The sequence below is a fragment of the Paenibacillus tarimensis genome, from assembly GCF_021532315.1.
Taxonomy (GTDB): Bacteria; Bacillota; Bacilli; order Paenibacillales; family Paenibacillaceae; genus Paenibacillus_I; species Paenibacillus_I tarimensis.
On the sequence record NZ_JAKGAO010000014.1, the window covers coordinates 109,039 to 135,599 of the forward strand.

Consider the following 26,561-nt stretch of genomic DNA (forward strand, 5'->3'; position numbering starts at 1 on the left):
TTATTTGACATAAGCAGGGGAGAAATCACGATATGGCGGAAACAACAATTCTAATGGTAGATGATGAAGCGGAAATTATCCGGCTCATGGAAATTTATTTTAAGAACGAAGGGTACAGGCTGCTCCAGGCAGGGGATGGGGTTGAGGCGCTGGAGCTGCTGCAGACGAACAGGGTGGACCTGATCGTGCTGGATGTGATGATGCCGAGAATGGACGGGCTGCAGGCCTGTATGCGAATCAGGGAGAATAATCATATCCCGATAATCATGCTGTCGGCGAAGAGTCAGGACATCGATAAAATATCGGGTCTCAGCATCGGGGCCGACGATTATGTGACGAAGCCGTTCAGCCCGCTGGAGCTAATTGCCCGGATCAAATCGCAGCTTCGCAGGTTCAATCATTTCAGCGGCGGCTCACAGGCGAATGCGAATGAAATTCAGATTGAGGATGTGGCCATTAATATCGCTTCGCACCGGGTGACGGTCGGTGAAGAGGAGATTAAGCTGACGCCCCGCGAGTTTGCGCTGCTCAAGATGCTTGCTGTCAACCGCGGAGTAGTGCTCAGTATGGACCGTATCTATGAAGAGGTCTGGAACGAGCCGTTCATGGATTCGAAGAACAGCGTCATGGTCCATATCCGCAAGCTGCGCGAGAAGCTGGAGAAGAACCCGCAGCAGCCGCGAATAATTAAGACTGTGTGGGGCGTTGGCTACAAGGTAGAGGCCGATCATGCGAAATAAAGACTGGCTGTACACGATCAGGTGGCGCATGCTGCTGGTATTCCTGGGCAGCCTCTCAATTACGGCGGTCGCCGTATACACCGGCTATACGCTAAGCGAGCTGATTCTCAGCATGAAGGGACTGAACAAGCCGCTTGCCTGGATCATTAACTCGATTGGCTCCCTCCCGGTCATGATTGCCGGAGGAATCGTCTTGTTCCTCGTAAGCTTCTTCTTGCTAAGCCGCCGGCTGGTCCAGGATTTGCGGAAGATTGAGCAGGGCTTGAAGGAGCTGTCGAACGGCAGGTTCGGCTATCAGGTGCCGGTCAAGTCGTATGATGAACTGGGGGCAGTGGCCGACAGCGTCAACCGCATGAGCGGACGGCTTGACCGTTATCTGCAGGGAATTACGCAGGGTTTACAGGAGATAGCAAACGGCAACTTTGACTATGAGATACCGGTGCGCGACGGCAGCAAGCTGGGTGAGGTAGCTGACAGCATTAACAAGATGAGCAGGCAGCTTCACCGGTCCATTGAAGAGGAGCGTAATGCCGAGCGGACGAAGAATGACCTGATTACAGGTGTCTCGCATGACCTGCGGACGCCGCTCACCTCAATTCTAGGGTTCCTGGAAGTCATTGAAGAGGACCGCTATCAGGATGAGGTGGAGCTGCGGTATTTTATCTCTATTGCCTATGAGAAGTCGCTTGCCCTGAAGAAGCTGATTGATGACTTATTCGAATATACAAGAATTACGAACGGGCTGCCCCTGGAGCTTGGCGAGCTGGATATGGCGGGGTTTCTGCGCCAGCTGGCCGAGGAGTTCGTTCCGAGTCTCGAGAAGGCAGGCATGGTCTGCCGCGTGAATATCCTTGAGGGATATGAATCGGTGAAAATACTGGCCGACGGCGATCTGCTGGTCAGAGCCTATGAGAATCTGATGACTAATGCCATCCGCTATGGGCAGGCCGGCGGGGCCGTGGATATTGGGCTGTATCATGACAGCGGGGAGCTGGTCGTGACGGTGACCAATTACGGGGAACCGATCCCCGAGAAGGATCTGCCATTCATATTCGACCGGTTCTACCGGGTGGAGCGATCCAGGTCCAAGGAGACGGGGGGAACCGGATTGGGTCTTGCCATTACGAAGAGTATTATCGAGGTGCATGGCGGCCGTATTATGGTTAGAAGCAGCAGAAAGGCGACGACCTTTGAAACCCGGTTTGCGGCGGTTGAAGGGGCTGTCATGGCCAAAGAAGAGATCGCCTAGCGGCTGGACTCGCTCCTAGCGGGTTTCTATTGGCTTAAAAAGGATAAAGGCACACTGGCTATTCATGCCGGTGTGTCTTTTGCGCGTTGATGACAGCACCGGGAGCTTGAGCAGCTGCCCGCAGTAATTGTTCAGCAGTATTTAAGCGGTTGTTAAGGATTAGAGTCCTCGCCTGTTAAGATGCGGCTTCTATAATGGCTGCATGATGACGGAAGGGGAGGAATTGGCAATGCGCAATAGATTCTATTGGAATAACTACCAGTGGGCCAGACTGCTTGTCCTGATGATGTTCCTCGTATCGGCCTGCGGAAGGGAAGAAGAGAAGCCGCTGACCATAACGGTAAACGGGAAGGACGTGCCCTCTGCGGCTGCGAAGGTGGTTAACAACCAGGTGATGGTCCCGCTGGGTTTTCTGGAGGAGCATTTTCAAGTGAAGGCGGGGTGGTCGGAGAGCAGGCAGGAAGCCCCTGTTTACTATTCGGGGAAGGTAGCCGTGCTGATGTACCATCATGTTATGGATAAGCCGAATAAAGATGGGATTATCTCGACTGCTCAGTTCGAGAAGCAGATGGAGCTGCTGAAGACCAATGGATTTCACGTGATTGGGCTTAAGGAATACGCGGCTTTCAAGCTTGAAGGTGCCCCAGTGCCGGATAATGCGGTGCTGATCACCTTTGATGACGGCTATGAGTCCTTCTATAAGGAAGCGTTCCCGATCTTGCGAAAATACGGCTACCCGGCCGTCAACTTCATTATTGTTGCAACTGCAGACGATCCGGATATTACGGGTATCCCCAAACTGACCTGGGACCAGATGCGCGAGATGCAGGCTTATGGGATGGATTTCATGAGTCATACGTATGCTCTGCATGCTTATGGATTCGTCAATGAGAAGGGCAAGAAAAAGCCGCTGACGACCGGGCATCTGTACTTGCCGGGCTACGGGCGCCAGGAGACGGATGAGGAGTATGCGGAGCGTGTAACTGAAGATCTTATGCTGGCTGAGAAGCGGCTTCGCGAGGAACTGGGCAACACCATCAGCGCGTTCTCCTTCCCTTACGGTGCTCATCATGAAGAACTTCTGGCGGTTACTCGTAAGCTCGGCATCCGGCTGTTGTTCACCATACAATCCGGCCTGACGCTCCGTGATGAGCCCGCAGCGATGCGGATCAATGCGGGACGCTCGGATGTTACGCCGGATGAGGCGATTAAACGGCTGAAGCAGGCAGGCGGCCCGCCGCTGACCATTACCATTGACGGCATGCAGGAGGATTACTCGGTTGTCAGGATGGGAGAAGGAGATTCTGGTCCGCTCGTTCCGCTAAGGGAATTTTGCCGCAGACACCAGGTGGATATCAATTGGAACAAGCAGGCGAGGAAGGTGGAGCTGGTTACTCAGCAGGGAGCGGCAATGCCTGAAGTGGTCCGCTGAAGGAATAAAGCACCAGTTGCAGCGTCATAGTAAAGAAAAAAGCGGGAGCTGGTACAATGAACTTGCTTGAGATTGTTAAGGTGTCCGGAAGTTAAGCCCGGTTGTTCAAGCAGAACAGAAGTCCCTCCGCAATTAGCGAAGGGACTTCTGGACTTGCAAGGCTATTCCTTCAGCCATAAAATGCTGGTGACACCGCGAGGGTAGTACTTGCTCGCCGTAATGACGCCGGCTACGATTTGATCACTCCAGCTCCAGTAGGAGTGCTCCGGATGCGTGAGCCAGCCGACATGCGCTGTATCCGCCGCGCGACCCGTCTCATCCCACTCGAAGCCGAGAATCTTCCGGGCAATGTACTGGCAGAGATAGATCTTGCTGAGCCACGAATTATCGCTGGTGGATGACAGCTTCCAGCCTCCGTCGGGGAACAGGCACACACCTGGAACAACAACGGTCTCATAGTGCCTGCGCAGCGCTCGGATGTACTCGCCATATGACCCATCTTCCTGCAAGGCTTCCGGACAACCGGTAACATGAGGGAAAATAAGCCCTTCGATTGCCGGAATGATCTTCGAGTCGTTGCCGTTCTCAAGAACAGCAGGAATGTAGCCTCCCTCTGTGACATGGGCCGTCAGGGTCGCCGCACATCTGGCAGCCTGTTCAGCAGCCTGTTCAGCCAGTTCTTCACGGCCATTCTCCCGGAAAATTTTCTCCATCGCCACATAAGAAGCCCAGCACTTGCCTGCAAGATAAATATTGTTGCGCGCCTGCCCAAGTGAGATATCCAGACTGTCGTAGGTCGTGATCTCCGCTCCGCCCATCGTGCGGCTGCTGTCCAGGCTCATAATGCCAGTGCGTTTCTCAGGGTCCGGATGATCCCGGTTCAGCATGCTCTCGAAGCACGCTTCGAAGATGCCCAGATTCCGGTTCAGCCATTCGGTATCCTTCGTGTGCTCAACATAAGCGGCTGCTGTCAGCAGCCAGTTGACCAGCTGCTCGTGAGTCATATGCGAGAAGCAGTCGTCAATGCCGTAGCATTCATAAGAGGAATACTGCGGACGCGAGAATGTGTTGGCGACACCCATATCATGCGTGAAGCTTATCCCGCCTGGATACTCGGTATCATCGCCCGGGAACCGGACTGTGTCGCGGTAGCTGTAGCGGCTTGTGAACAGGTCAAGCTCATTCTTGACTGTCCACGGGTTCATCTCCAGCTCGAAGAACAGCTGGTCGACCGTCAGATCGAATGTGTTCATCATCCGGTATTCGCCCTCGTTAACCACCCATACCGCTTCGCCGTCCCGCTCCAGCATCTGCGTGCAGCCATAATAGCTGCGGATCGCATGAGCCAGCATGAATTGCTGGTCTTCGCTGAGCTTGGAGCCGCCGATCCATTCATCCGCCTTGTGTGCGGCAGCGGCAATCTCATCGTAATGCTCCCACGCATAGGCGGCAACGGCTTCAATATCCTTGAAGTAGCGGGCATAGTAGTAGGAGGTATCCATCCCGGCTGTTACGAGGCCCGCCCGGTGGAAGCAGATGACGAAGCGGAAGGTCTGGATTTCACCTGCTGGCACATCCATCATCAGTGCGGCTGTGCCGCCAAGACCGAAGGTCCAGTTTTCCTTAAATTCCGTCTTGAGGATGTTCTCCATGCTGAAGCCCTGTGCGGATACAATACGGTCATCCTTGGTTGCTATTGCCGTGTGGCGGCCTTGGCCGACACCGTTCATAACGCCGCCTGTTGTATCCCTCAGATGCCGCATGGAGCTGTAAGGATCGTTGCCCTCGTAGCCGAAGAAAGCCCGCTTCGCCCTTCCGCCCTGCCGGTTGTCGATTGTCAGCTCTGCCAGCACACCCGGGACAAGCGCGAGCTTAAGCTCATCGTCGGATGCTGTGGCCGGGTCCGGAACGGAACGAACCTGTGAGTAGAGGGTGAAGGACATGCAGCCCGAGCGAAGCGTGTCCGTACCGACCGCGAATTCGCGGGTTATGTCCTTCAAGGGAATGGGCATAATCAGGTCATTCTTCGCCTGCTCTTTCTCCTGGGTTGCGGTGTAGCGCAGGCTTTCGTCCGTGCCGCCGGAGAAGAAGGGGAATGCCTCATAGCCGGTGCCATCTTCGCGTTCTACCCCAATATAGACCTTCTGGTTAGGAGGGGCTCCCCGCTCCAGATCAAACCCGCCGCTTGCGCCGGGGAATCCTAATGTAAAACTGGCGAAGGCGCCAATCGGACTATGATGTGCGTTAAAGAACATATTTTTAGCCATTTGCAACCATCCTTTCATATCGGAAGTTTGGGATATTGACTAGTGATGTATACATCGTAGCTGATTTTCCAGGAAGGCAACATGGGGGATTCGTGGAGGAATTTACCCATATCGTGCATTCAGGTTCCACAGCCGTTATACTAATGGTAAATGTTCAGTTTACGGCTAATGTAACCGATTACCTGATAACGGGGGAGGAAGTCATCTTGAATCAATCTGAACTGCCTGACGGCAAGCTTAACACCCTAGTGCATACCGAGCTCCCTTCCCTGGAATCGACGGTGAAGCTGTTCGCTTCCCACTATCGCCTGGTAGCTCCCGACTGGAGCTATCCGGAGCATACTCACCCGCTGTTCGAGATCAATCTGGTGACCGAAGGGGCCCAGCTGATGCGGGTGAAAGGGGTAGAGCACTGTATGGCTGCCGGGGATTTGCTCATTATTCCACCCAATCAGGCTCATGAGAGCAGGGTTGCCGCTGATGAGCCGATGGGGTACTTTTGCCTGCACTTTGACAGTGATGACAAGCCGTTCCGGCAGATGCTGATGCGGACGAAGCTTGCGTTCCCTGCGGATTCCAGGCTGAACGGCATGATTCGCCCTGCGCTGGACAAGCTGATGGAGCTGTCGAGGCATAACGGCCCGTTCCTGTTAAGTCAGAAGATGCAGGCGCTCTCATCGATGTTTGAGCTGTTTGCTGCCCTTGGCGACATGCTGTCGGAGGAGGGGGAGGGCGGGGCAAATCTGTCCGGCCAAGCGATGGAGATGGCGGGAGCCATGGCCGGCATGATTGAACGGGCGGTTCAGGAGGCGGAAGGGAGCTCAGCGTCAGCCGAGCATCTGCTTATTGCCGATGTTGCCAATGAGCTGGGCTACAGCCCCTCGTACTGCAACCGGATTTTCCACCTTGTGTACGGAATGTCACCGAGGCAGTATCTGTCCTCCCTGAAGCTGAAGCAGGCCCGGCTCCTGCTGCTGGATCACAGGCTGTCCATTGAGCAGATCGCCTTCAAGCTCGGCTACCGGGACATCTCGCATTTCAGCAGGCAGTTTAAGAGGTGGACAGGCGTGCCGCCCAGCCATTATAGGCAGTATTATTCAAGCGGCGGGTAGCGAAGGGCTTGGTCCAGCGCTGTTTTCCAATCTGGGGATTGAAGCTATAGGGGTAGACGAGGGGGCTGTGCATGAGCAAACGCAGGCAATTATTATTAGATACCGCCCTTGCTCTGTTTATCGAGCATGGTTATGCGAATACAACGGTCCAGATGATACTGGATAAGTCAGGGGTATCGAAGGGGACATTTTATAAGTTCTTCCATTCTAGAGACGACTGCTTTACTGCGATACTGGAGGATCAGCTGCAGGAGGAGATTGCGATCAGGCAGCAGCTCGAAAGCCGCAGCTACGCATCTGATTATGAACGGCTGGTGGACCAAATCGCCATTCCGATGTCGCTGCCAGATAAGGAGCGGATATGGGGACTGTACTGGACAGGCTTCCATTCGGGGGAGATTGATTCAGTGAAACTGGCTAGGATACAGCTAAAATGGCTGTCTGAACGGTTCGTTCAGTTGTATGGTGAAGCGATTAGGCCCTATGCATATGAAGGTGTGATTCTCTTCTACGGGATGCTGTACCAGATTGGCAATACGCGGAGAAGCTTTAAAGGAGAGGGGCCCGACTGGAAAGAAGCTGCTGCTAAAGTGCTGAATTACGTCGAAGTGCTGCTTAACACGATGAGGGAGAGGGAAGAGCATCTGTTAGACTACAGCACCCTGTCCCAAATCAGCTCGCGCGAGGGTTTGAAGGCAGTGGACAAAGGGGCGCTGATTGAGGAGCTTCAGGAGTTCAATCGAACCGTTCAGAAATCACCGGTATCTTCAGCGGCCAAGGATATATCCAAGGGGCTTCTGGCGCTATTGGAGGAGAATGAGCTGAATATCACGCTTGCAGGTGTAGCCGTAAGAGCGTTCCAGGAAGCCTTTGAACCCAGTGCGTTTCGTTCCAATGCAGGGAGACTAGCCAGGTCGTGCTGGTGGTATTTAGAGCAAGTTAAGCAGAATTAGATAAGAATCTACATATATCCGGGACGGCCGACAGCAATGTCGGCTGTTTTTGTGCGGGAATCTAATTGCATTGAACTAATCGTATAGTATTGGAGCCTCTGTATAAAAGGGAACCTTAATAGTGACTTAGTCTAGTATCGAATTTTATACGACTAGTATAAACTATTAGGTGCATATAATGCCTATAATGAGCAGCGCGAAATATCGATCAATTGGGAGGAGCATTCGTTATGAATCAGGGACTTATATCCATCCAAGACATCACACAATTCAGGTCTAGAACAGAAGAGTTTTTTCCGCTGGAATGGTACAAGAGAATGCTGCTTGATAATCCTGTCTTCTATCATGAGGAGACGGATACCTGGAATGTATTTCGATATGATGATGTGAAGCAGGTGCTGAGCAACCATGAATATTTCTCCGCAGAAGGCTCCCGAACGACCATAGTGATTGGAGCGAGTAACAGTGAGGGGACGATACCAGAGAAGATTAGTATTTCCAGCATGGACCCGCCCCGGCATCAAAAATACCGCTCCCTGATGTCTTCAGCCTTTACGCCCCGCAGCTTGAAGAGCTGGGAGCCTCGCATCCGGCAGGTCGCCAGCAGACTTGTCGATGAAATGGAGGGGAATACCGCCGTTGATATTGTCCAGTCACTGGCCGGTCCGCTACCAGCCATGGTTATGGCCGACCTGTTAGGTGTTCCGGGAGACGGGACTCATCTGTTCAAAGGCTGGGTTGACGTCCTGTTTCAGCCGTACAGCAAGGAGGATGAGCAGGAGCTGGGCATCAAGAAACAGGCGGCTGCCAGAGAGTATTTTCAGTACCTGTATCCAATTGTTGTTCACAAACGGGCAAACCCGGGAGAGGATATTATCTCGGATCTGTTGGAAGTCGAGCTGGAGGGGGAACGTTTCACGGACGATGAGGTCGTGAAGACTACAATGCTCCTGTTGGGGGCAGGTATCGAAACGACGAGTCACATGCTGTCCAGCACCTTCTATTCCTTACTGCATGATGATAAGTCCCTATATGAACAGCTGCGGAATGATCCGGAGCTTGTCCCCAAGGCCGTAGAAGAGATGCTGCGCTACCGGTTTCATGTTTCCAAGCGGCATCGTACCGTTAAGCAGGATAATGATAGTTTGGGAGTCCCGCTGAAGAAGGGGGACGTGGTCATTGCGTGGATGAGTGCCGCCAATATGGACGAAAGCATGTTTGAGCGCCCATTCGAGCTGGACATTCACCGGCCGAACAACAAGAAGCACCTGTCCTTCGGAAACGGTCCGCATTTTTGCCTTGGCGCCCCATTGGCAAGGCTGGAGATGAACATTGCGCTGTCCGCATTTCTGGAGAGATTTTCGCGTATTGAACCGGTCGAGTCCTTTGACTTGGAGGCCAATCTGGCGACCTCTGCTCCCGGGCAGTCCCTGACCCATCTTCCAATGAGAGTCATAGAGTAAGCAGATTATACAGACACTAGTCATTTGGGCTGGTGTCTTTTTTTGTTTTGTCTATGAAGTCCTACTATAATAAGTGTGTCGGCTTGAAGATATGTTCGATCCGGGAGGAAGGGTTATGAAAGATCACAATTACTATGGCACCTTCATTCAAGTTGCCGATGATTCCCCTGTAACGGCTGCTGAAGTCCCCAAGCTGTGTGCGCTCGAATGGTTACATGCGCACAGCCGCACAACTGCGCAGCCGGCTATAGCCGGACTTATGAGAAAGGAGCTGCCCCATGTTTGATGCGGCATCGTTATTATTTTTTATTGGCACATCCATTCTATTGATCATCATTCCGGGGCCTGACCTGATCTTCACGGTCACGCAGGGAATGACAAACGGGCGGAAGGCCGGGGTCGTGACTGCTCTCGGGCTTAGCCTGGGCAACATTATCCATACATTGGCGGCTGTACTCGGCTTGTCGCTGATCATTCAGACATCTGCTGTGGCCTTTACCATCTTCAAGATACTTGGGGCTCTGTATTTGTTTTATATGGCGTTCAAAGCCATTAAACACCGTAAGGAACAGCTGCAGCCGGACAGCCGTACAGAGAAGAGCAGGCAGACCAAAGGGCTCTTCCTTCGGGGGGTTATGATGAACATTCTTAACCCGAAGGTGGCGATCTTCTTCCTGACCTTCCTGCCGCAATTCGTTAATTACCGGGCGGACTGGGTTCCGCTGCAGATGTGTTTGCTGGGTTTTATATTTATCGCGCTCACGGCTGTTATTTTTGGTCTGCTGGGATACTTCGCGGGAAGCTTCCGTGACCGGCTGTTCAGGAGGCCACGGTTTAGCGAGTATATGAACATAGCCGCAGCAAGCATATTCCTGGGCTTGGGCATTAAGCTGTTGACGACCAAGCCTTAAGGCAATAGATAGCAACACTCATTGGGGCTGCCGTCATCAGAACTATTAGGCCGAGCAGCTATCAAAAGTAGCTCTGTACATTGGAAAGGACCAGTTATGAGAAGCTCTAATCGAGATCTGCCCGTTCATCCTTACCTTCTCCTCACGGTCAGCATCCTGGCGGTTGCTGTATCGTCGATCATGATTAAGTCTTCCGCTACGCCCCCGTCGGTTGCCGGGATGTACAGACTGTTCATAACAGTGTGCATCCTGCTGCCTTTCGTCCCTTGGACAAGCATAAGGACCTTGTCCCTCAGTCTGAAGGAATGGATCATTGTCCTGTCAGCGGGAGCAGCGCTCGGGCTTCATTTTCTATTCTGGATGGAATCGCTGTCGTACACCTCCGTGGCAAGCTCGCTTGTCATACTGACGCTGCAGCCGTTCTTTGTGATGGTCGGGGCTTATTTCCTGTTTAAGGAGCGCATCACGGTTCGCATTACATTATGTATGCTGACGGCCATTGCCGGTTCGGTTGTGATCGCCTGGGGTGACATTGGAGTATCGCGGCAGGCTTTGATCGGGGATGGCTTGTCTCTGCTGGGGACGATCGCCATTTCCCTGTACCTGCTGGCGGGGCAGCGGGTAAGCCGCAGAATTCCTGCGAACCTGTACAGTGTCATCGTGTTTGCGGTTGGCGGTACTGTCATGCTCATCTATAGTGCCGTCAGGCATTATCCGCTCATCGGATACGCCCCGTCTGACTGGGTGTATTTCGTTCTGCTCGCTGTCATACCGACCGTGTTTGGTCATTTCATCTTCAACCTGCTGCTGCGGTCGATTGGCGCGACTGCTGTGTCCGTGGGAGTTATCGGGGAGCCGGTGCTGGCGACGATCCTGGCTTATTTCATCCTTGGCGAGGCGCTTGGAGGCTCACAGCTCACAGGCGGGGTGCTGACCCTGCTTGGAATGGGGACGTACTTCTGGCTTAAGGCCAGTCGCAAATCACATTCGCTACGTGCTTGACAATCCATGCGTCAGTTCCTATAATATTGAACACTTTTGGCCAAAGGTGATTTTGATTAACCGGATGGTTAATCGTTCGTCTGGAGCGATATTGGCATGGGAACGGAACACGATTATATATTTGGTAAAGTCTATAACCAGTGGATTGAAGACCAAATAGCGGAGAGCCAGCGCAGCACGCGGAGGCAGCGGGTTAGCAGGAGCAGGCAATTGACTGCATGGATTCAAATTTTTCTACTATTGATAGGGAGAGACAGATGATGACGGCAGCAGAGGAAAATCTACTGCTCATTAACGAGCCGGGACACGTTGTAACTGGAGTTAGTTTGCGGGAAAAGGTACAGCTTGTTATTAGCCCGTTCCACGAAATGCTGTGCAGTCTTCATGTACTCTACCGTCCGGAGCATCATACGGCAAGACGGGTTTGGGCGGAACGGCTAAAACAGGAAGCGCCTTTACTGTGGCAGCGTGCGCGGGATATAGGGGCTGTAACAGAGGAATGGATCGGGATAGTGAACTTGCCGGTAAGATGCTGCGAACCGATGAGTGTTCAGGAAGGTCTACGCCGGTTGGAGCTTCTTCCTGATGCGGAGCTTCTGGAGATGACCTTTAATTACCGGTATCCGCTCGAACAGGTTCTTCGGTGGATGTCGGGTGAAGACCGGGAGCTTGCGGAAAGCGGCTTAGGCGAACGGCAGAGGGTGCTGCTGACGAGTCCCTCCTGTTACCGGAAAGAGCTTCTTGCCGTACTGAAGGAGTATGCGGATTATTTTAAGCAGGAATGGCGTCTGGTGCTGCCTCTCATTCAGGCAGAGGCCGAACGTTTCCAGGCGGCATGTGAGCGCAATGTGATTAAGGCGCTAAACAGCCTGCATCCCAGATTGGCAGTGACGGGCGGGGAGATTGTCGCTTATAAAACGCAGACGTACCGTTATGCCGCTGGAGCGCTCGGGAAGGTGTTAATCATTCCGTCCTCGTTCATAGCTCCGCATCTGCTGATAGGCTGCGGGAAGGATGTTGTGTCTCTGCCGCTTGCCGTAGACAGCGATCCAACCGCCGGGTCGCTCACTGATGAATGGTCTCCGCCGGTAGACTTACTGGGTGTACTGAAGGGGCTGGCGGACGGTACCCGGCTCAGGCTGGTCAAACTGATCTGGCGTGGACCTCAGTGTACCCGTCAGCTCGCTCAGTTGCTTCGCATTTCGGAAGCTGCTGTATCCAAGCATTTAAAGATATTGCAGCAGGCAGGTCTTGTCTACAGTGAGCGGAAAGGGAACTATCAATACTACAGCTTGCAACGAAGCGAAATTGACCGCTTATCCCTTGATATGCTGCAATTCCTGGAGCAGCCGGCCGTGCCTGAAAAATAAAAGTGCAGCCTCTTGAGGGGCTGCACTTTTATTATTGCGCTACATCAGGTGGCTGCCAGTGTGGTGTACAGGAGATGGAGCCGTTCCATACGAATGCAGGAAGGTATCGGCTGTCGTGTCCTTCAGCGTTGGTACTTGGTAGTAGCCCCGCTGGTTGGCGTACTGGAAGCCTTCATACGCCATATCTGCCGAATTGTTCGCAGCGGTTTGGATCATTTGGCGGAGCGCAGGGTTCGCCATCTCAAGCGCTGCTCTCATTTTGAGGGCAGCCGTTTGCTTGTGACAGTTAATAATGCATACCGCTACATCGACATCATCAATCTCTTCGCTTGTGGAAGCAGGAGTCTGTGTTTGCGGATTACGCAGGCCGTAGGTAGGGGAATATCCCTGGTTAATGTTCATCATACCGGACATCTTGGCACGACGGTTAGGAACAGCTTGTCCGGCGCCTTGGTGATGGGCCATCTGGACAAGGTTGTTATACTCCACCGTAAGCATGTGCATATGTCTGTCCATCATGGCTTGGAGCTGTTGATCTTGGGCATAGGGACGGTACAGCTTCATGGTGTTCAGACCGTGGATCGCATCATTCATAATCTCGTGAAGCTCAAGAGCTTCGTGCGCGCCAAGCGTATTCATTCGTTTCATTGACCTCCAGTAAGTGGGTGTGTGCGAAGGCACCGTTACAAATGATCTCCCACTTGGAGAAAAATATTCCTAAACAGCCTGGCAAGCAGCAGAAAAAAAGCTGCTCCCGTCCGCGCCGGACGAAAGCAGCCATGGTGCTAGGAGGCAGCTACGACTTTCTGCTCTTCCTAATTGCGATTGTAACGGTAAGCGCGAGGCCGCCCCATAGCAGCACCGCCCCGAAGGTGAACATTGCAATTGCCGCTCCGCTCATATCAGCGCCCCCCTTGCTTATTTGGTTCTTTCCATCTGAATGCGTAGGCCAGCACGAACGCCAGCACGATTGTCAGGGCGACCATAATCCAGCCGAAGGTCAGCTGGGCATGCAGCGGATACCCTTCGTATGGTGTATTGAGCCACTGCTCAAAGTTACGATAAGACATGTAGATCAGAATCAGCGGGGTAACGACCTTGATCATCACATCCCACCACCTGCCGATCCGGAAGTCGGACACGAGGTTGTTCTCCTCCCGGATTGTAGCCAGTCTTGTGAACCAACCGATCAGAATAACCTCGAACAGGCCGGCAATGACGATGCCGAAGTTGTTAATGTAATGATCTACGATATCCAGGAGAACAACGCCTGCGCCGGTTGTATAAGCCAAGCTGACGAGAGCACAGACACCAACAACCCAGTTAACCGAAGCCTGGCGGGAAAGGTTGAATTTATCCCGGATCGCCGCGATCAGCACCTCAATGATTGAGATCAGGGAGGTGAAGCCGGCAATAACGAGCGACAGGAAGAACAGAGCGCCGAATGTGCCGTTCAGAATCGGGAACGCGTTAATGATCTGCGGGAAGACAACGAATGCCAGTCCGAGACCGGCTTTGGCGACCTCACTGACATCGACGCCAGTAGTCGTAGCCATAAAGCCGATTGCCGCGAATACCCCAATAGCTGCCAGAAACTCGAAGCCGCTGTTGCTGAAGGCCATAATAAAGCCGCTATTGTTGACATCCTGCTGTTTATCAATATAGCTGCTGTACGTGATCATGATCGCGAAGGCGATGGACAGCGAGAAGAAGATTTGGCCATAAGCGGCCATCCATACCGTATACCATTCCGGATTCGTTCCGCCAAGGAAGCCTGGCAGTATTTTACCAAAATCGGGCGTGAACAGATGGTCAAGACCAACTGCCGCACCAGGCAGAGTGACAGCACGGATGACGAACAGCACCATAATGACAAGCAGAATCGGCATGAAGATTTTGCTGACCCGCTCGATGCCGCGCTGAACGCCCTTGGACAACACATAATAGACGCCCGCCCACACTGCAACCAGCGGCAGCAGAATGTGCCATTGGATACCGCCGAAGTTCCAGCCGCTATCGGTAACGACTCCCTCGGGAACACCCAGATATGAGCCGAACAGGAAGCCCTCCGTGTCCGTCCCCCAGTTCAAATTGAAGGAATAGAAGAAATAACTGACTGCCCATGCGACGATCGCCACATAGTAGGTCGTAATGACGAAGCAGATTAGCGCCTGCCACCAGCCCAGCCACTCGAACTTACGTGATAATCTGCTGAGCGAGTAGGGGGCTGACCCGCCACCCTTCCGTCCAATTCCGAATTCAAGCAGCAGGATGGGAATCCCGGCTGTTAGCAGGGCGAAGAAATACGGAATCAGGAAAGCACCTCCTCCGTTACCATAGACCACATATGGAAACCTCCATATGTTGCCCAGGCCAATTGCGGAGCCGGCTGCTGCCAGAATAAAGCCGGTCCTTGATGCCCATTGATCGCGCTGCTTCATAAGCAACTCCTCCTTCTTAATTGATTAAACGGTGTATCAGAGTTTACGGAAAGTTAAATAGTCTGACTATTCAGTAATTTTTTACAAACAATTTATGTAGCTCCCTGCCAGGTATGCTTCCCGTAAACGGTACCAACTAAAACTTTTTCTCTAGAGACTCACACTGCTTCGTCTTAATTTCAACCAATTAACCAAGCTGAAAGTGGATGAATCTCTAGCAAACGATGTATATAGTATACAATTCATCTAAATATGAGTGTCTTGTATCAAGGAATTGTATGAATGATACATCACATACCTTGTAACTTTATGTACAAATCCGTTATTGCAAGAATAGCACAGGCCCTATTATTAAGGAAGAATAAATTTAGGGATAATTCATTCAATATTCTTATAAGGCTAAAAAAATTTGAACTCTATCAATACTTTCCACGACTATATAAGTGTAACCGCGCGGTGAAGCAAAAAATGAATGCAGGGCAGTGGGTGGAAGAGAGGTAACAGGCATGATCTATAAGCAGAACACGGCGATTGCCGCCCGCGGCCCGGAAGAGCAGAAGCTGAAGGAGCTGCTGCTTCCTGGCTGTTCGCCATAGTTCGCAACAAGATGCTGGATGCCCTTCGCCGAAGATATAGGTGTACGGGCATCTCACTAGGTGTCCGGACTGCCGCAGGGACTTGGTGATGTTCATAACAATGAAAGAGCAGGTGCTAGAAGAGGTCTAACGTCTGGCGGACATCTCTATTCACCTCCATTTGCAGCATGATCGGCGGTCTCGCTCCCGCGGAAGGGAAGCTGGATGCAGCGGCGGATGCTGCTCTGGGGGCGGACATCCCCCTGACAGAGACAGGGCTGACTGGGGACGCAGGGGAGTTGGCTGAGTGGAGAGCGATGCGGCATGAATAAAGCAAGATGAGACAATCCATCTCTTCTGTCTTTAGCGTGCTCAGATGGTATAACCATACAGCGAAATCGGTTTTGCAGAGCGGTATGCGTGTTTAACCTGTTGTCTTGCTTGATAACGATCAAAGGAGAGGTTCATAGATGGAGAAGGAATATAACAACAGCTACAACTACAATATGAGTGCAAAAGAGATCGCGGAAATGCTCGATGTGACTGCGGAGAAGCTGCCGCAGCTAATCACTCGTGTGCTGGAATCGTTCTATTCCCCGGAAGCTGGCAGCAAGATTGGCCAGTCCGTCGGTTCGCTGTATAAGGAGCTCGTTCAAGCTGGACTTCCGCAGGATGTGGCAGTCAAGATGGCGGGGGATTACATGTTCTCGCTTCGGGACTTTACGAAGCTCATGGATTCGACGGAACAATGAGCGGCGGTTTGAATCTTGTGCGAATGGGCTGGCATGTCCTCAAGGGCAGGACGAATTCCGATCAAGCTGACAGCCGTCCTGCTGAATGGAAGGCGAGTAAGAAAGCAGGCTGCGGACCGCTTCAGCAGGTCTCTTAAAGAACAAGGCTTACCTCCGGAGGCGGTAAGGCTGCTGACTGACCGTTATGCGGACATGATGCCGCTGCGTGTGCTCGATTATATTCAGCTAATGAACCGTTATGATAAGTCCAGGTCAAGGGGAGCATCTGGTACGTTAGAGAAGGGAGCAGGAGCATGAGGGATGAGGCAGTCGCTGTGTCTGAGCTTCGGGTTACACTGGGCGGACGGCAGGTGCTGAATCACGTCCATATGCGGGCGGGCAGGACGTAACTGGAGCCGTGCGGAAGGTGGGCTGTTGCAGCAAGGGGCTGATTAGGGTCAGGGCCGCGGCGGGTTATTTTAATAAGAGGTTTCAAGATCGGGCCAGCTTCATTGAGAAGCTGGCCTTCTTGTGCTTCGGGCAGTAAGCAAGCAGGTCGTTCATTCATGAGTGTGGCATCATTAGCAGGAAACTGATTGGAGCGGCGGATAAAATCAGACCAGCGGGATTCTGCAGGCCGTTGATCCGGGCGAGACAGGTACCGCCGTGGGGTATATCAGTCTGTTCCGTTCGCTTGGTTCTACGCTGGGACCGACCGCAGCCGGACTGCTTCTGTCCATCTACAGCAATGGTTTCAGCATGCTGTTCCTGATAAGCAGTCTAGTATCTGCGCTTAGCATAATCCTGCTGTTGTTGTTCCTGAAGCCGCGTAAAACAAACCCAATCGGTTAAAAATAATAAAAAGTTCCATAAACCCCTTGACTCATATAGGGTAGGGGGGTATAGTATTAGATATCAACAGCATAACAAACACTTGAATTAAAGGAGACGATAACCATGATGACCCAAACATTGAGCGTACAAGGCATGAGCTGCCAGCACTGCGTGAACTCCATCGAGAACGCACTGAAAGAGATCGGAGCAGAAGGCAAAGTTAACCTGAGCTCCGGCACCGTGGAAGTCGCTTATGACGAGAGCAAGCTGAGTCTGGATCAGATTAAAGAAACGATTGAGGAGCAGGGTTACGATATCGTGTAAGGGATTGTAAAGGAGAGGGATAGCGATGCAAGCAGCGGAAACGAAACAGACGACCTTGCAAGTGACAGGGATGACCTGCGCCGCATGTGCGAACCGGATTGAGAAGGGCCTCAATAAGCTGGAGGGCGTGTCGGCCGCCAATGTCAACTTCGCGCTGGAGAAAGCCAGCGTAACGTATGATCCGGGCAAGGTGGATGTTCAGCGTCTTGAGGAGAGCATACGTAAGCTCGGCTATGATACGGTGAAGGAAACGGTCGATTTTCAACTGGAAGGCATGACCTGTGCGGCATGTGCGGCCCGGATTGAGAAGGGCTTGAACAAGCTTCCCGGCGTCGCGCATGCGACTGTAAATTTTGCAATGGAGACTGCTCATGTGGAGTACGCTCCGGGTGAGGTAACGGTATCCGATATGCAGCAGAAGGTGGAGAAGCTGGGCTACAAGGCTACCCTTAAGCAGGAATCCGGCGAACCAGCAGACCGCAGAGCGCAGGAAATCCGCAAACACAAGCTGAAGCTCCTCATTTCCGCTGTTTTGTCGCTGCCTCTTCTGTGGACGATGGTGAGCCACTTCTCCTTCACGTCCTGGATGTATACACCAGAGATTCTTATGAATCCATGGCTTCAGATGATCCTGGCTGCACCAGTCCAGTTCTATGTAGGCTGGCCCTTCTATTCGGGAGCTTACAAGGCGCTCCGCAATGGCAGTGCCAACATGGATGTCCTGGTAGCGCTTGGAACCTCGGCCGCGTATTTCTTCAGTGTGTATCAGACCATCTCGTGGGCTTCTGAAGGAGGCTCCCTGCATCATGGCGGGCCGGCTCTGTACTTTGAGACAAGTGCGGTTCTGATCACGCTTGTCATCATGGGCAAGCTCTTCGAGGCGCTGGCTAAGGGCCGTACTTCCGAGGCGATCAAATCGCTGATGGGCCTGCAGGCGAAGACCGCGCGTGTGGAGCGTAATGGCCAGGAGCTCACCGTTTCAGTGGAAGAAGTGCTCATAGGTGATATCGTGCTGGTGCGTCCCGGTGATAAGGTCCCGGTTGACGGAGTCGTGGCGGAAGGCCGATCCTCTGTTGATGAGTCGATGCTGACGGGTGAGAGCTTGCCCGTCGAGAAGCAGGCGGGAGACGCGGTGTACGGTGCGACGATGAACAAGAATGGTTCGCTTAAAGTGAAGGCGACGAAGGTCGGCAAGGACACGGCCCTGGCACAGATCATTAAAGTTGTTGAGGAAGCGCAGGGCTCTAAAGCGCCGATCCAGCGGGTAGCAGACGTGATCTCGGGCATATTCGTTCCGATTGTCGTAGCCATTTCGATCGCTGCGTTTCTTGTATGGTATTTCTTGATCACACCGGGTGACTTCCCGAACGCACTAGAAATTGCGATTTCCATTCTAGTTATCGCCTGCCCTTGTGCGCTTGGTCTGGCGACACCGACTTCGATTATGGCCGGTTCCGGCCGTGCAGCCGAGCTTGGTATTCTGTTCAAGGGCGGCGAGCATCTGGAGCAGACCCACAAGATTGATGCCATTATTCTGGATAAAACAGGGACGGTAACGAAGGGGAAGCCGGAGCTTACCGATGTTATTACGGACGGGGATAAGAATACATTCCTGGCGATCGTCGGCTCCGCTGAGCGAAATTCCGAGCATCCGCTTGCCGAAGCCATCGTGGCCGGAATTGAGGAGAGGGGAATAAGCATTCCCGCTTCCGAGGCATTCGAAGCCGTTCCAGGCTATGGCATCAAGGCGGTTGTCCAGGGGCGCAGCGTGGTGATCGGCACACGTCGCCTGATGGAGAGGGAAGGCATTGCAGACGCGGAGTCCGCATATGGCGCAATGACTGAGCTTGAAATGGCCGGCAAGACTGCAATGCTTGCTGCTGTAGACGGGACGTATGCCGGCATGGTGGCTGTGGCGGATACGGTTAAGGAGACATCTGCCGCTGCAGTGAAACGTCTGAAGGCAATGGGGATCCAGGTGATTATGATTACCGGCGATAATGAACGGACAGCGCAGGCAATCGCAGCGCAGGTTGGAATTGAGCATGTGCTTGCCGAGGTGCTGCCAGAGGGTAAGGCGGCGGAAGTGAAGAAGCTGCAGGAGCAGGGCAAGCATGTCGCGATGGTAGGGGATGGCATCAATGACGCTCCTGCCTTGGCAACCGCTAACGTTGGCATGGCGATTGGCACTGGCACAGATGTGGCGATGGAAGCGGCGGATGTTACGCTGATGCGCGGCGACCTGTCGAGCATCCCTGATGCGATCTATATGAGCCGCAAGACCATGAGCAACATTAAGCAAAATCTGTTCTGGGCGCTTGGCTATAACACACTGGGTATTCCAGTTGCCGCAATCGGCCTGCTTGCCCCTTGGGTAGCGGGTGCGGCAATGGCGCTTAGCTCGGTTTCGGTTGTACTTAATGCGCTTAGGCTGCAGCGGGTGAAGATCAAGAGCAGCTAGAGGTGATTCATCAGCATTTTCATATACTGTGTCAACGAGCGCGACTAAAGACGAGGCAGCGGAAGGCGTATGCCTATTAAAAGTCAACAAACAAGCTTCTCATGCGGGGTCATGAGAAGCTTAATTGTGCTTGCGGATCAGCTCATCCAGTCCACCCGCAGATCAATCGTGGCGAGACCGTAGAGGAGAGCCGCTTGCGAAACAGCTGCTGATACAGCAAGGGTGAGCATCGCTTAGAATTAGCCCTTCTTACGGGCAGCTGTCCAGTTATTCTTTCGGCAATCTATTCGTTTCCTGGAGCCCTTCTGCGAATTCGCTGGTTCCGTTCCGGAGTTCGGGATAGGAGCTGTCCGGCTTCTCCGGCAGGCCGCTGCTCCTGCCAAGCAGGTGCTCATTGAAGAACTCGAGCACGACTTGATTGACAATGGCAGTGCTTCGCTTGCCACCAATGGAGCCTGTGAAGCCAAGCTGCGGCAGCAGGGGGGAAGCCAGCTGAAGATCCGTAAAGTTGTAATGGGAAGAACAATCTAAATACAGAAGCTGGTTGCCCGACTTCAGCGTCTGGCTGATCTGCTGGATCTCCAGCTCTGCGAGCTTTAACTGTTCGTTTAATTGTTCCCGGGTTGTACCCATGCGCTCGATCTCCGCATCGGTGTAGCTCTTCCCCTTCCGAATCTCGTTATAGGCGTTGAAGGTATCCTCTGCATAGAAGAACAGGAAGGGCTTCGTTACCGCTGCTTCACCCCGAAAACCGTATAGGGTGCCGTCCATGCCAATTCCCGCATCCACCCGGTCATCCGGCATTATGTCATAGCTGGCGCCGCCGCCATAGGAATGGCCCATGACGCCGACCCGGCTCATATCGATTCTGCCCGTGAAGCCACTCTCCGCCTGTCCGCTATTCATCTTCTCAAGCTGATCGAGTGCAAAACGCATATCTTCCGTCCAGACGCTTCCAATCTCGTCGCGGAAGTCGGCAGACTTCGCCATCCGTGCCGTATCTGTCTCATTGTGCGTGACTCTGCCATCTGGAAAGACGGATGCGAGTGTGCTGTACGGGTGCTCGACGGAGGCCACGATATAGCCATGGCTTGCGAGATTCTCGGCTTGCGATGTCTGCAGGAAGCGTGCCGTCCCCATGCCGTGACTTAATAGAATAAGCGGATAGGAGGGCTGCTCACCGGAGAGCTCTGCGTTCAAGCTGGAGTGGGTGAGGACATACTGCCATTGGCTGATCAGTTGTCCGGGCAGCTGCATCTCTGCCGCTACAGCATTAAGGATCTCCATGCCCTCTGGCACCAGGGGGGCAGTCTCCGTCTTCGGGTCGTGTTTGGCAGGGTACCATAGCTGCACCATAATCTCCCGCTTGCCGCCGTCCGCGCCAATTGTCTCCTCCCTGTTAGTATCAACCCAGTGAAAAATACGTGTCCCGATTGCATAAGGACCTGCCGGCTCCGGGAGGCTGAAGACCGGCAGGAGTACGGCCAAGCTGGCTGAGGCCAGGAGTGCAAGGGCGAGGAGCGATTTTAACGGCAGTGTAATCCAGGCGGACACCCGGCTCTTCCTGTCAGACGCTCCGCGTACAAGCCTGATGATGGCGACCGCGAGGAAAGCAGGGGTCATAAGATACGGGACGAGGAGCTGCCAACGTCCGCCCTCCACGATGAAATGGATCAGCAGAATAGCAGCAGCAGTTCCGCTGACCGGCAGCATGGCCTGTCGTCTTAAGGCTGTGCGGGGCAAGAACAACAGGATTAGCAGCAAAACGTTTGAAGACAGCAGCATGATTTCGAATAAACGCATACCAAATTCCTCCTAGACTCTCATGTAGAACATATCAACCCAAATGGAAGACGATTCAAAAGTTGTCAATATGCAGCCTCTCTCCTATGGGGTGGTATATAATACCTCTAAGACGAGTGAATCCGGTTTCTGGCATTACTCAGGGCACGGCGGATAGCATTTGGCCGTGAGCCGCTGATTAAGGATGTTCTGGCAGCATCGGACCGGGTCACCCTCCGCCGTACGGATCAGGACGATCTGTTCCAGATTCTCTATATTGAGCGGGACCCGGATAACGTACCGTTCATAAGCCAGTGGACAAGGGAGCAGCATGGGGAAGCGATGGCTGACCCGGACGCTCTTCATCTGGTCATTGAAGATGCGGGTGGAAATCTGGCCGGATACCTTATCGTGAATGGTCTGGATGATCCTAACCGTTCGGTGTGTCTGACACGTATTGCGCTGCAGACGCAGGGCAAAGGGTATGGCAAAGAAGCCATCCGGCTTATTGTCGAGTGGCTGTTTGCACATACGAACGTTCACCGTATATGGCTGGATGTAAAGGATTTTAACCTAAGAGCTCTTCATGTGTACCGTTCATCGGGCTTCACCATCGAGGGGACGCTGCGTGACGCGGTTCTCCGGGATGGTAAATATGAATCGCTGATCGTAATGTCCATTCTCAGGACAGAGTACGAGGGTTAAACGGGATCGTTCTGTCCGTAAGTTTCGCCTAGGGACGCAAGGCCGCGAGGATTGCTCTCCAGGTCTTTGTATCTTCGGTCAGAAAATGTCCGGCTCCCGGTACTATCGTAACCCGGCAGTCGGGTATCTGCTTGGCTGCTTCAAGCATCTCTGCGCAAGGCGCCATCCGGTCTTCGGCCCCATGGAATACCCATACGGGAACCTTCAGCCCGGACAGTTCGAAGCCCCAATGCCGGGACAGGAGGACAGGCTCGCTAATCCCTTCATGTGGACCCTGCCGGTAGGCCTCGCGCAAATGCCGCAGGGTACCCTCAAGCTGCTCCTCTGTCTGAAGATGAGCGCGATCCCATTCTGACAGATGCTTGTTGCCGGTCTTGAGAAGGTGTTTGAACTTCTCGGGCTGCTCATCCATCAGTTTAATCTGTGCGTTCAGCGACCATTTTACCAGCCAGGGGGCATACCTGCTCAGTATGAATGCGAGCCGGTTGGCCTTCACCATGCTGGCCGGGGGTCTGCCGCTGCGGAAGGGGGCGACGCTCGCGGCCATGGCAGCCGCCCGCAGGCCGGGGGGAGCCTTGTACGCGCACGCAGCGGCATATGCCCCTCCCCCCGAGACGCCAAGCACGGAGTACTCGTCAAACCCGAGCAGTGCTGCTGCCTCAATTATATCATCCGCCCAGTCCAGCACCGTCCGACCCGGCTTAGGGTCTGAGCGGCCATAGCCCGGGCGGTCGAAGGCGATCAGGCGGCATCCAAGGCTCAGGGCAGTCTCGTCTTCGCCTGCAAACCAGATCCGGCTGCCGGGTGTGCCGTGGAACAGGAGAATAGGGTAGCCACCCGGGGGTCCGTTCTCCATGTAAGCCAGGCTTCGCCCATCGTGCAGCCTGAGCATGCAGCTGTTATCATTCATTCGAGCCGCCTCCCCCGTTCAGGATCAAACCATATTCAGCTGCATAATAGGCGATTGCCCCCTGCATCCATGCTGCTTCCTCTTCGGAATAGGGGGAGTGAAACATGCCATCAAGCTTGTCAATTTCATCCTGGGGAATCTCTGTCAAGGCAAGCGCTCCTTCCCTGCCCACAAGCTCATGGATGAGCTGCATATAGTCTTTAACCAGCTTAGCGGTCTCGGGGTCCTGGAAGGGCCTGCCGGTTAACCGCCTGATCTCTCTTACTAGCTGGACAAACTGCTTATCCAGCTGCTCCTGCGTTGAACTGTGCAGCATACTGCCGGGCGGCAGGCTGATTTGCTGCTCAAGCCATTCGCGCTGCTGCTTCTCGAGCTGGATATTGCGGATCAGACTGAGCAGCAGCGTGCTGTCCGCTTCGCCCTCCTCATCCAGAACCTTCAGAGTCCGGTCTACGGCCTGGAGGGAGGCTTCAATTTCAGCCCTTCGGGCCTCCAGCGCTTGCCTGTGCAGGCGGAGAGTTTCGCTTAAGCTTACCGTCCGTCCCGAGTGATATAAGGTCTGCCGGATTTGCTCCAGGCTAAAGCCTAGAAACTTGAGACTCAGCACCTGCTGTAGCGTAGCGATGTCTTGATTCGTATAGAGCCGATGTCCGGAGCCCGGCCGTTTGGCAGGCTTGAGAACACCCGCCTCGTCATAGTAATGCAGAGTACGTATAGGCACCCCCGTCTTGGAGGCGAATTCGCCAACGGAATAGGTTTCGTTCTTCCCTTCGTTCTTTGGATCGCTCATTCAAGCCCCTCCCTTATGCAGTTAATCATAAAACCTACACGTACTGGAGGTGCAAGATATTTTTTGTGGGTTAGCCGAAAGGCAGTATCCACCCAATAAGTTTAATGCGAGGCGCCTAAGGGTTAGGTTCCCAACAGATCTTCAATATGGTACAATGTAATGGGTACATATGTTCGCCTTTTATCGATGTCAGGTCATTGGAGCTAGTATAAGAGGCTGCGATATTTCAAGGCTGCAGGGAGGCTTGTGTTTAATGAAATTTGCGGAAATGGAAGCTGTTATCTCTTACATCCAGGAGCATCTGTATGACCCGCTTAGTCTGGGGCAGCTGGCAGCATATGCCGCATACAGTCCTTATCATTTTACACGTATCTTCAAGGCCTACACGGGGTTAACCCCCCAGTATTATATTTCTTCTCTTCGCCTGCAGAGGGCAAAGGATCTGCTGCTGCAGACGAACCTGTCCGTTCGCGATATTAGCCTGGAGATCGGCCAGCAGAGTCTTGGGACCTTCACAACCCGGTTCACTCAGCGTGTCGGCATGACTCCCTCGGAATTCAGGAACTCGCCGCTGAAGGCAGACAATAATATGGCACTGCTGAAGAAGTCAACCCACTGGGCCTCGGCCCTACTGCCGCGAGCCGGTGAAGGGGTTGTTAAGGGCACAGTAACGACAGCGGTTCCCTCCTCGGGGGGTGTTACACTAATAGGCTTGTTCGATAAGCCGATCCCTGAGGGCATTCCCCGCTGGGGCACACTTATCGCAGGAACAGGGGACTTTCAGTTAAACAGTGTACAGCCTGGAACCTATTATCTAATGGCCACCTGCATATCGTGGGAGATGAGGGCTGTCGATGCGCTGCTGCCTTATGCAACTTTGAGAACACGTTCCAGGAAGCCGGTAATTGTGCGGCCGGCTGAGCCTGTTCCCCATCAGCAAGTGGTTCTGTATCCGCCGCAGATCGATGATCCTCCTATTCTGATCTCGCTGCCGCTGCTTATGGAGCGGTTTATTAACAGGATGAGGCAGAATAATCATTTTCTATAGAGATGAAATAAGTGATACGCAAGGTTGTTATTAGGGCAAGCTCCACCACTTTAATTATAGGAGCAGCACAAGAGGCAGATAGCCAGGACAAACTCCGCCGGCTGCTTCTCATCACGAATAATAAGGAGTGGTAGCGACGGCAACCTTGAGTCAGAACGGGGCAAGAGTGCTACAACAGGCAGAAGGCTTGCGTATGAACAAGGCCTCCTCATTAAGAAAGCTGATCAATTGACGCAGACGTGTGGGATAATAAGGAAGACGGGAATAACGGTCTCTTGAGGGAGATCGTTTTTTGCCCCCAAAAATGGGAACATATGTTCCTGTAAATTTATGTTCAAAGTATAAATAAGCAGATGAGGAGGGATAAACATGCTGATCTCAGACCATCAGCAGCAGAGGTTCCGGCGCTACTGTGAGGCAAACCCCGCACTTCTGGCGAACCGGGTCGTGGCAGGCTTCTTTCAGGATGAGGCGCGGGTGGGCCTTTTGCTGAAAGCCATGGATGGAGATCCAGAGAGCAGGCGGGAGCTGGAGCAGTCGTTTCGACGGCACTTTTTTCGAATCCGGTTCATGAAGTACATGGTTTCAACTGTTAAGTTTGCAGCAATAGACCAGCAGCGGAGCTGCCGTCGTCGAGACGCGGTCCAGCCCCTCTTGTACGATTGCCCATCAACGACGGAGGAAGGGGCTCCCCTGCTTGGCGAGCTGTTTCAGAACAGCCGGGATCCGTCTTCAGCTGCAGCAAGTGAAGAAGCGGTAACTGATCCGGAAACCTTCCACAACAGCTTGACAAATGAACAGTTGGCTGATGCCTTTGCATCGCTAACGTATAAACAGAAGCTGGTCACAACGCTGTGCTATGCCTTGGGCTACCGTGATACTGAAGCTGCGCAAATGCTGGGTGTTTCACCTCAATCTATATCCAAAACAAGAAGGCTTGCGCTGAGTAAGCTGCGGCAGGCTATGACAGGAAGGAGAGAGGGCAATGGATGCTGAGCAGCCATTCGCATACTTACTCGCTGCTGTCAGCCAAGTGGGCTTTCCGATAGCGGTGGCAAGCTACTTGCTAATACGCTTCGAGAAGAAGCTGGATATGCTGTCGGAGACAATTGTCAGGTTAACAGAAGCGATGAAGAACCGAGCAGGAGAGGACTAAGATGGATAAGGATCTCTATGAGCTGGTGAAGCTTGCACAGGCCGGTGATGGAGAGGCAATGCAGGATATCATCACCATGCTGCTTCCTGTGATTCGGGCGGCGAGAAGGTCCATGAAGCCTGACCGTCAGGATGATCTGGAACAGAATCTCATTGAGCTGATCATCCGCAAAGTATATGATTATGACCTGTCTGGCGTACCGGACTACACGGCATTCAGCCGCAACTTTATAGACAAGCAGGAGGGGAATAGATAGATGGATAATCTGGCATCAGTCAATAGGGAAGCTGCCTTGCGACAGCAAG

28 protein-coding genes are annotated in these 26,561 nt (G+C 53.2%); 21 read left to right on the plus strand and 7 right to left on the minus strand.

The features are described 5' to 3' along the window. The first annotated feature begins 32 nt into the window (after window positions 1-32). The 3 genes from L1N82_RS16600 to L1N82_RS16610 all read left to right on the plus strand — a co-directional run bounded on the left by L1N82_RS16600 (window position 33) and on the right by L1N82_RS16610 (window position 3,421). Complete coding sequence (locus L1N82_RS16600; RefSeq protein WP_111145748.1) at window positions 33-740, plus strand: response regulator transcription factor; 708 nt, start codon at window positions 33-35, stop codon at window positions 738-740. Then, the gene (locus L1N82_RS16605; protein ID WP_235288574.1) at window positions 730-1,989 is read left to right on the plus strand and encodes a sensor histidine kinase; all 1,260 of its coding nucleotides are present in this window, start codon (window positions 730-732) and stop codon (window positions 1,987-1,989) included. Before L1N82_RS16600 ends, L1N82_RS16605 begins: the two co-directional genes overlap by 11 nt. Window positions 1,990-2,218: 229 nt before the next feature. Further along, window positions 2,219-3,421, plus strand: coding sequence for a polysaccharide deacetylase family protein (locus L1N82_RS16610; protein ID WP_235288575.1), 1,203 nt, complete (start codon window positions 2,219-2,221; stop codon window positions 3,419-3,421). Between the two features lie 161 nt (window positions 3,422-3,582). Here the strand turns inward: L1N82_RS16610 and L1N82_RS16615 are convergent, their stop codons facing one another. Further along, window positions 3,583-5,688: a glycoside hydrolase family 52 protein gene (locus L1N82_RS16615; RefSeq protein ID WP_235288576.1), complete on the minus strand. Its 2,106-nt coding sequence runs from the start codon at window positions 5,686-5,688 to the stop codon at window positions 3,583-3,585. Window positions 5,689-5,780: 92 nt separating this feature from the next. On the opposite strand from L1N82_RS16615, the gene L1N82_RS16620 reads away from it, so the two are divergent. The 7 genes from L1N82_RS16620 (at window position 5,781) to L1N82_RS16650 (ending at window position 12,499) form a co-directional block, all read left to right on the plus strand. After that, window positions 5,781-6,800 carry an AraC family transcriptional regulator gene (locus tag L1N82_RS16620; protein ID WP_235288577.1) on the plus strand — a complete coding sequence of 340 codons (1,020 nt, stop codon included), beginning with the start codon at window positions 5,781-5,783 and terminating at the stop codon, window positions 6,798-6,800. A gap of 71 nt (window positions 6,801-6,871) precedes the next feature. Further along, a complete protein-coding gene (locus L1N82_RS16625) occupies window positions 6,872-7,753 on the plus strand; it encodes a TetR/AcrR family transcriptional regulator (protein ID WP_235288578.1) in 882 nt (293 codons plus the stop codon). A gap of 230 nt (window positions 7,754-7,983) precedes the next feature. Continuing rightward, window positions 7,984-9,216 (plus strand): cytochrome P450, encoded by a 1,233-nt coding sequence (locus L1N82_RS16630; RefSeq protein ID WP_235288579.1) that lies wholly within the window; start codon window positions 7,984-7,986, stop codon window positions 9,214-9,216. Window positions 9,217-9,331: 115 nt separating this feature from the next. Beyond that, on the plus strand, window positions 9,332-9,502 hold the full coding sequence (locus tag L1N82_RS16635) for a DUF6157 family protein (protein ID WP_235288580.1): 171 nt from the start codon (window positions 9,332-9,334) through the stop codon (window positions 9,500-9,502). Continuing rightward, window positions 9,495-10,127 carry a LysE family translocator gene (locus L1N82_RS16640; RefSeq protein WP_235288581.1) on the plus strand — a complete coding sequence of 211 codons (633 nt, stop codon included), beginning with the start codon at window positions 9,495-9,497 and terminating at the stop codon, window positions 10,125-10,127. Before L1N82_RS16635 ends, L1N82_RS16640 begins: the two co-directional genes overlap by 8 nt. 96 nt (window positions 10,128-10,223) lie before the next feature. After that, the gene (locus tag L1N82_RS16645) at window positions 10,224-11,129 is read left to right on the plus strand and encodes a DMT family transporter (protein WP_235288582.1); all 906 of its coding nucleotides are present in this window, start codon (window positions 10,224-10,226) and stop codon (window positions 11,127-11,129) included. A gap of 218 nt (window positions 11,130-11,347) precedes the next feature. Beyond that, window positions 11,348-12,499 (plus strand): ArsR/SmtB family transcription factor, encoded by a 1,152-nt coding sequence (locus tag L1N82_RS16650; RefSeq protein WP_235288583.1) that lies wholly within the window; start codon window positions 11,348-11,350, stop codon window positions 12,497-12,499. A 39-nt stretch (window positions 12,500-12,538) separates the two neighbouring features. Here L1N82_RS16650 and L1N82_RS16655 read toward each other — a convergent pair whose 3' ends face one another. The 3 genes from L1N82_RS16655 to L1N82_RS16665 all read right to left on the minus strand — a co-directional run bounded on the left by L1N82_RS16655 (window position 12,539) and on the right by L1N82_RS16665 (window position 14,940). Next, window positions 12,539-13,147, minus strand: coding sequence for a spore coat protein (locus tag L1N82_RS16655; protein WP_235288584.1), 609 nt, complete (start codon window positions 13,145-13,147; stop codon window positions 12,539-12,541). A 148-nt stretch (window positions 13,148-13,295) separates the two neighbouring features. Further along, a complete protein-coding gene (locus tag L1N82_RS16660; protein WP_235288585.1) occupies window positions 13,296-13,400 on the minus strand; it encodes a MetS family NSS transporter small subunit in 105 nt (34 codons plus the stop codon). 1 nt (window position 13,401) lies between these two features. Further along, the gene (locus L1N82_RS16665) at window positions 13,402-14,940 is read right to left on the minus strand and encodes a sodium-dependent transporter (RefSeq protein WP_235288586.1); all 1,539 of its coding nucleotides are present in this window, start codon (window positions 14,938-14,940) and stop codon (window positions 13,402-13,404) included. 763 nt (window positions 14,941-15,703) lie between these two features. On the opposite strand from L1N82_RS16665, the gene L1N82_RS16670 reads away from it, so the two are divergent. From L1N82_RS16670 to L1N82_RS16695, 6 genes are all read left to right on the plus strand, one after another. Further along, the gene (locus L1N82_RS16670; RefSeq protein ID WP_235288587.1) at window positions 15,704-15,847 is read left to right on the plus strand and encodes a hypothetical protein; all 144 of its coding nucleotides are present in this window, start codon (window positions 15,704-15,706) and stop codon (window positions 15,845-15,847) included. A gap of 138 nt (window positions 15,848-15,985) precedes the next feature. Beyond that, complete coding sequence (locus L1N82_RS16675; RefSeq protein WP_235288588.1) at window positions 15,986-16,267, plus strand: hypothetical protein; 282 nt, start codon at window positions 15,986-15,988, stop codon at window positions 16,265-16,267. Between the two features lie 15 nt (window positions 16,268-16,282). Beyond that, complete coding sequence (locus L1N82_RS16680; RefSeq protein WP_235288589.1) at window positions 16,283-16,564, plus strand: hypothetical protein; 282 nt, start codon at window positions 16,283-16,285, stop codon at window positions 16,562-16,564. 312 nt (window positions 16,565-16,876) lie between these two features. Next, window positions 16,877-17,098, plus strand: a complete 222-nt coding sequence (locus L1N82_RS16685; RefSeq protein ID WP_268822021.1) for an MFS transporter — start codon at window positions 16,877-16,879, stop codon at window positions 17,096-17,098. A gap of 105 nt (window positions 17,099-17,203) precedes the next feature. Continuing rightward, the gene (locus L1N82_RS16690) at window positions 17,204-17,404 is read left to right on the plus strand and encodes a copper ion binding protein (protein WP_235288591.1); all 201 of its coding nucleotides are present in this window, start codon (window positions 17,204-17,206) and stop codon (window positions 17,402-17,404) included. 25 nt (window positions 17,405-17,429) lie between these two features. Further along, complete coding sequence (locus L1N82_RS16695) at window positions 17,430-19,865, plus strand: heavy metal translocating P-type ATPase (RefSeq protein ID WP_235288592.1); 2,436 nt, start codon at window positions 17,430-17,432, stop codon at window positions 19,863-19,865. A 267-nt stretch (window positions 19,866-20,132) separates the two neighbouring features. On the opposite strand, the gene L1N82_RS16700 is transcribed toward L1N82_RS16695, so the two are convergent. Continuing rightward, window positions 20,133-21,668: an alpha/beta hydrolase family protein gene (locus L1N82_RS16700; RefSeq protein WP_235288593.1), complete on the minus strand. Its 1,536-nt coding sequence runs from the start codon at window positions 21,666-21,668 to the stop codon at window positions 20,133-20,135. A 189-nt stretch (window positions 21,669-21,857) separates the two neighbouring features. On the opposite strand from L1N82_RS16700, the gene L1N82_RS16705 reads away from it, so the two are divergent. Further along, window positions 21,858-22,352 (plus strand): GNAT family N-acetyltransferase, encoded by a 495-nt coding sequence (locus L1N82_RS16705; protein ID WP_268822022.1) that lies wholly within the window; start codon window positions 21,858-21,860, stop codon window positions 22,350-22,352. Between the two features lie 28 nt (window positions 22,353-22,380). On the opposite strand, the gene L1N82_RS16710 is transcribed toward L1N82_RS16705, so the two are convergent. Together L1N82_RS16710 and L1N82_RS16715 are read right to left on the minus strand one after the other, a co-directional pair. Continuing rightward, the gene (locus L1N82_RS16710) at window positions 22,381-23,262 is read right to left on the minus strand and encodes an alpha/beta fold hydrolase (RefSeq protein ID WP_235288594.1); all 882 of its coding nucleotides are present in this window, start codon (window positions 23,260-23,262) and stop codon (window positions 22,381-22,383) included. Next, entirely contained in the window at window positions 23,255-24,052 is a 798-nt protein-coding gene (locus L1N82_RS16715; protein WP_235288595.1) for a MerR family transcriptional regulator, read from the minus strand. The genes L1N82_RS16710 and L1N82_RS16715 overlap by 8 nt, the downstream gene beginning before the upstream one ends. A gap of 253 nt (window positions 24,053-24,305) precedes the next feature. Here L1N82_RS16715 and L1N82_RS16720 point away from each other — a divergent pair, with 253 nt between their 5' ends. From L1N82_RS16720 to L1N82_RS16735, 4 genes are all read left to right on the plus strand, one after another. Next, window positions 24,306-25,100 carry a helix-turn-helix transcriptional regulator gene (locus L1N82_RS16720; protein ID WP_235288596.1) on the plus strand — a complete coding sequence of 265 codons (795 nt, stop codon included), beginning with the start codon at window positions 24,306-24,308 and terminating at the stop codon, window positions 25,098-25,100. Between the two features lie 369 nt (window positions 25,101-25,469). After that, window positions 25,470-26,096, plus strand: a complete 627-nt coding sequence (locus L1N82_RS16725; protein WP_235288597.1) for a sigma-70 RNA polymerase sigma factor region 4 domain-containing protein — start codon at window positions 25,470-25,472, stop codon at window positions 26,094-26,096. Continuing rightward, the gene (locus L1N82_RS16730; protein WP_235288598.1) at window positions 26,086-26,256 is read left to right on the plus strand and encodes a YvrJ family protein; all 171 of its coding nucleotides are present in this window, start codon (window positions 26,086-26,088) and stop codon (window positions 26,254-26,256) included. Before L1N82_RS16725 ends, L1N82_RS16730 begins: the two co-directional genes overlap by 11 nt. A 1-nt stretch (window position 26,257) precedes the next feature. After that, on the plus strand, window positions 26,258-26,512 hold the full coding sequence (locus L1N82_RS16735) for a helix-turn-helix domain-containing protein (protein ID WP_235288599.1): 255 nt from the start codon (window positions 26,258-26,260) through the stop codon (window positions 26,510-26,512). Window positions 26,513-26,561 lie beyond the last annotated feature (49 nt).

Bases quoted from the DNA above. Each gene is read 5' to 3' on its own strand.
- L1N82_RS16640 (WP_235288581.1), top strand. From the start codon at position 9,495: ATGTTTGATGCGGCATCGTTATTATTTTTTATTGGCACATCCATTCTA.
- L1N82_RS16695 (WP_235288592.1), top strand. From the start codon at position 17,430: ATGCAAGCAGCGGAAACGAAACAGACGACCTTGCAAGTGACAGGGATG.
- L1N82_RS16625 (WP_235288578.1), top strand. From the start codon at position 6,872: ATGAGCAAACGCAGGCAATTATTATTAGATACCGCCCTTGCTCTGTTT.
- L1N82_RS16650 (WP_235288583.1), top strand. From the start codon at position 11,348: ATGGATTCAAATTTTTCTACTATTGATAGGGAGAGACAGATGATGACG.
- L1N82_RS16660 (WP_235288585.1), bottom strand. From the start codon at position 13,400: ATGAGCGGAGCGGCAATTGCAATGTTCACCTTCGGGGCGGTGCTGCTA.
- L1N82_RS16645 (WP_235288582.1), top strand. From the start codon at position 10,224: ATGAGAAGCTCTAATCGAGATCTGCCCGTTCATCCTTACCTTCTCCTC.
- L1N82_RS16700 (WP_235288593.1), bottom strand. From the start codon at position 21,668: ATGCGTTTATTCGAAATCATGCTGCTGTCTTCAAACGTTTTGCTGCTA.
- L1N82_RS16710 (WP_235288594.1), bottom strand. From the start codon at position 23,262: ATGAATGATAACAGCTGCATGCTCAGGCTGCACGATGGGCGAAGCCTG.
- L1N82_RS16605 (WP_235288574.1), top strand. From the start codon at position 730: ATGCGAAATAAAGACTGGCTGTACACGATCAGGTGGCGCATGCTGCTG.
- L1N82_RS16610 (WP_235288575.1), top strand. From the start codon at position 2,219: ATGCGCAATAGATTCTATTGGAATAACTACCAGTGGGCCAGACTGCTT.
- L1N82_RS16730 (WP_235288598.1), top strand. From the start codon at position 26,086: ATGGATGCTGAGCAGCCATTCGCATACTTACTCGCTGCTGTCAGCCAA.
- L1N82_RS16675 (WP_235288588.1), top strand. From the start codon at position 15,986: ATGGAGAAGGAATATAACAACAGCTACAACTACAATATGAGTGCAAAA.
- L1N82_RS16670 (WP_235288587.1), top strand. From the start codon at position 15,704: ATGATCGGCGGTCTCGCTCCCGCGGAAGGGAAGCTGGATGCAGCGGCG.
- L1N82_RS16600 (WP_111145748.1), top strand. From the start codon at position 33: ATGGCGGAAACAACAATTCTAATGGTAGATGATGAAGCGGAAATTATC.
- L1N82_RS16665 (WP_235288586.1), bottom strand. From the start codon at position 14,940: ATGAAGCAGCGCGATCAATGGGCATCAAGGACCGGCTTTATTCTGGCA.
- L1N82_RS16735 (WP_235288599.1), top strand. From the start codon at position 26,258: ATGGATAAGGATCTCTATGAGCTGGTGAAGCTTGCACAGGCCGGTGAT.
- L1N82_RS16720 (WP_235288596.1), top strand. From the start codon at position 24,306: ATGAAATTTGCGGAAATGGAAGCTGTTATCTCTTACATCCAGGAGCAT.
- L1N82_RS16655 (WP_235288584.1), bottom strand. From the start codon at position 13,147: ATGAAACGAATGAATACGCTTGGCGCGCACGAAGCTCTTGAGCTTCAC.
- L1N82_RS16690 (WP_235288591.1), top strand. From the start codon at position 17,204: ATGATGACCCAAACATTGAGCGTACAAGGCATGAGCTGCCAGCACTGC.
- L1N82_RS16715 (WP_235288595.1), bottom strand. From the start codon at position 24,052: ATGAGCGATCCAAAGAACGAAGGGAAGAACGAAACCTATTCCGTTGGC.
- L1N82_RS16615 (WP_235288576.1), bottom strand. From the start codon at position 5,688: ATGGCTAAAAATATGTTCTTTAACGCACATCATAGTCCGATTGGCGCC.
- L1N82_RS16630 (WP_235288579.1), top strand. From the start codon at position 7,984: ATGAATCAGGGACTTATATCCATCCAAGACATCACACAATTCAGGTCT.
- L1N82_RS16725 (WP_235288597.1), top strand. From the start codon at position 25,470: ATGCTGATCTCAGACCATCAGCAGCAGAGGTTCCGGCGCTACTGTGAG.
- L1N82_RS16635 (WP_235288580.1), top strand. From the start codon at position 9,332: ATGAAAGATCACAATTACTATGGCACCTTCATTCAAGTTGCCGATGAT.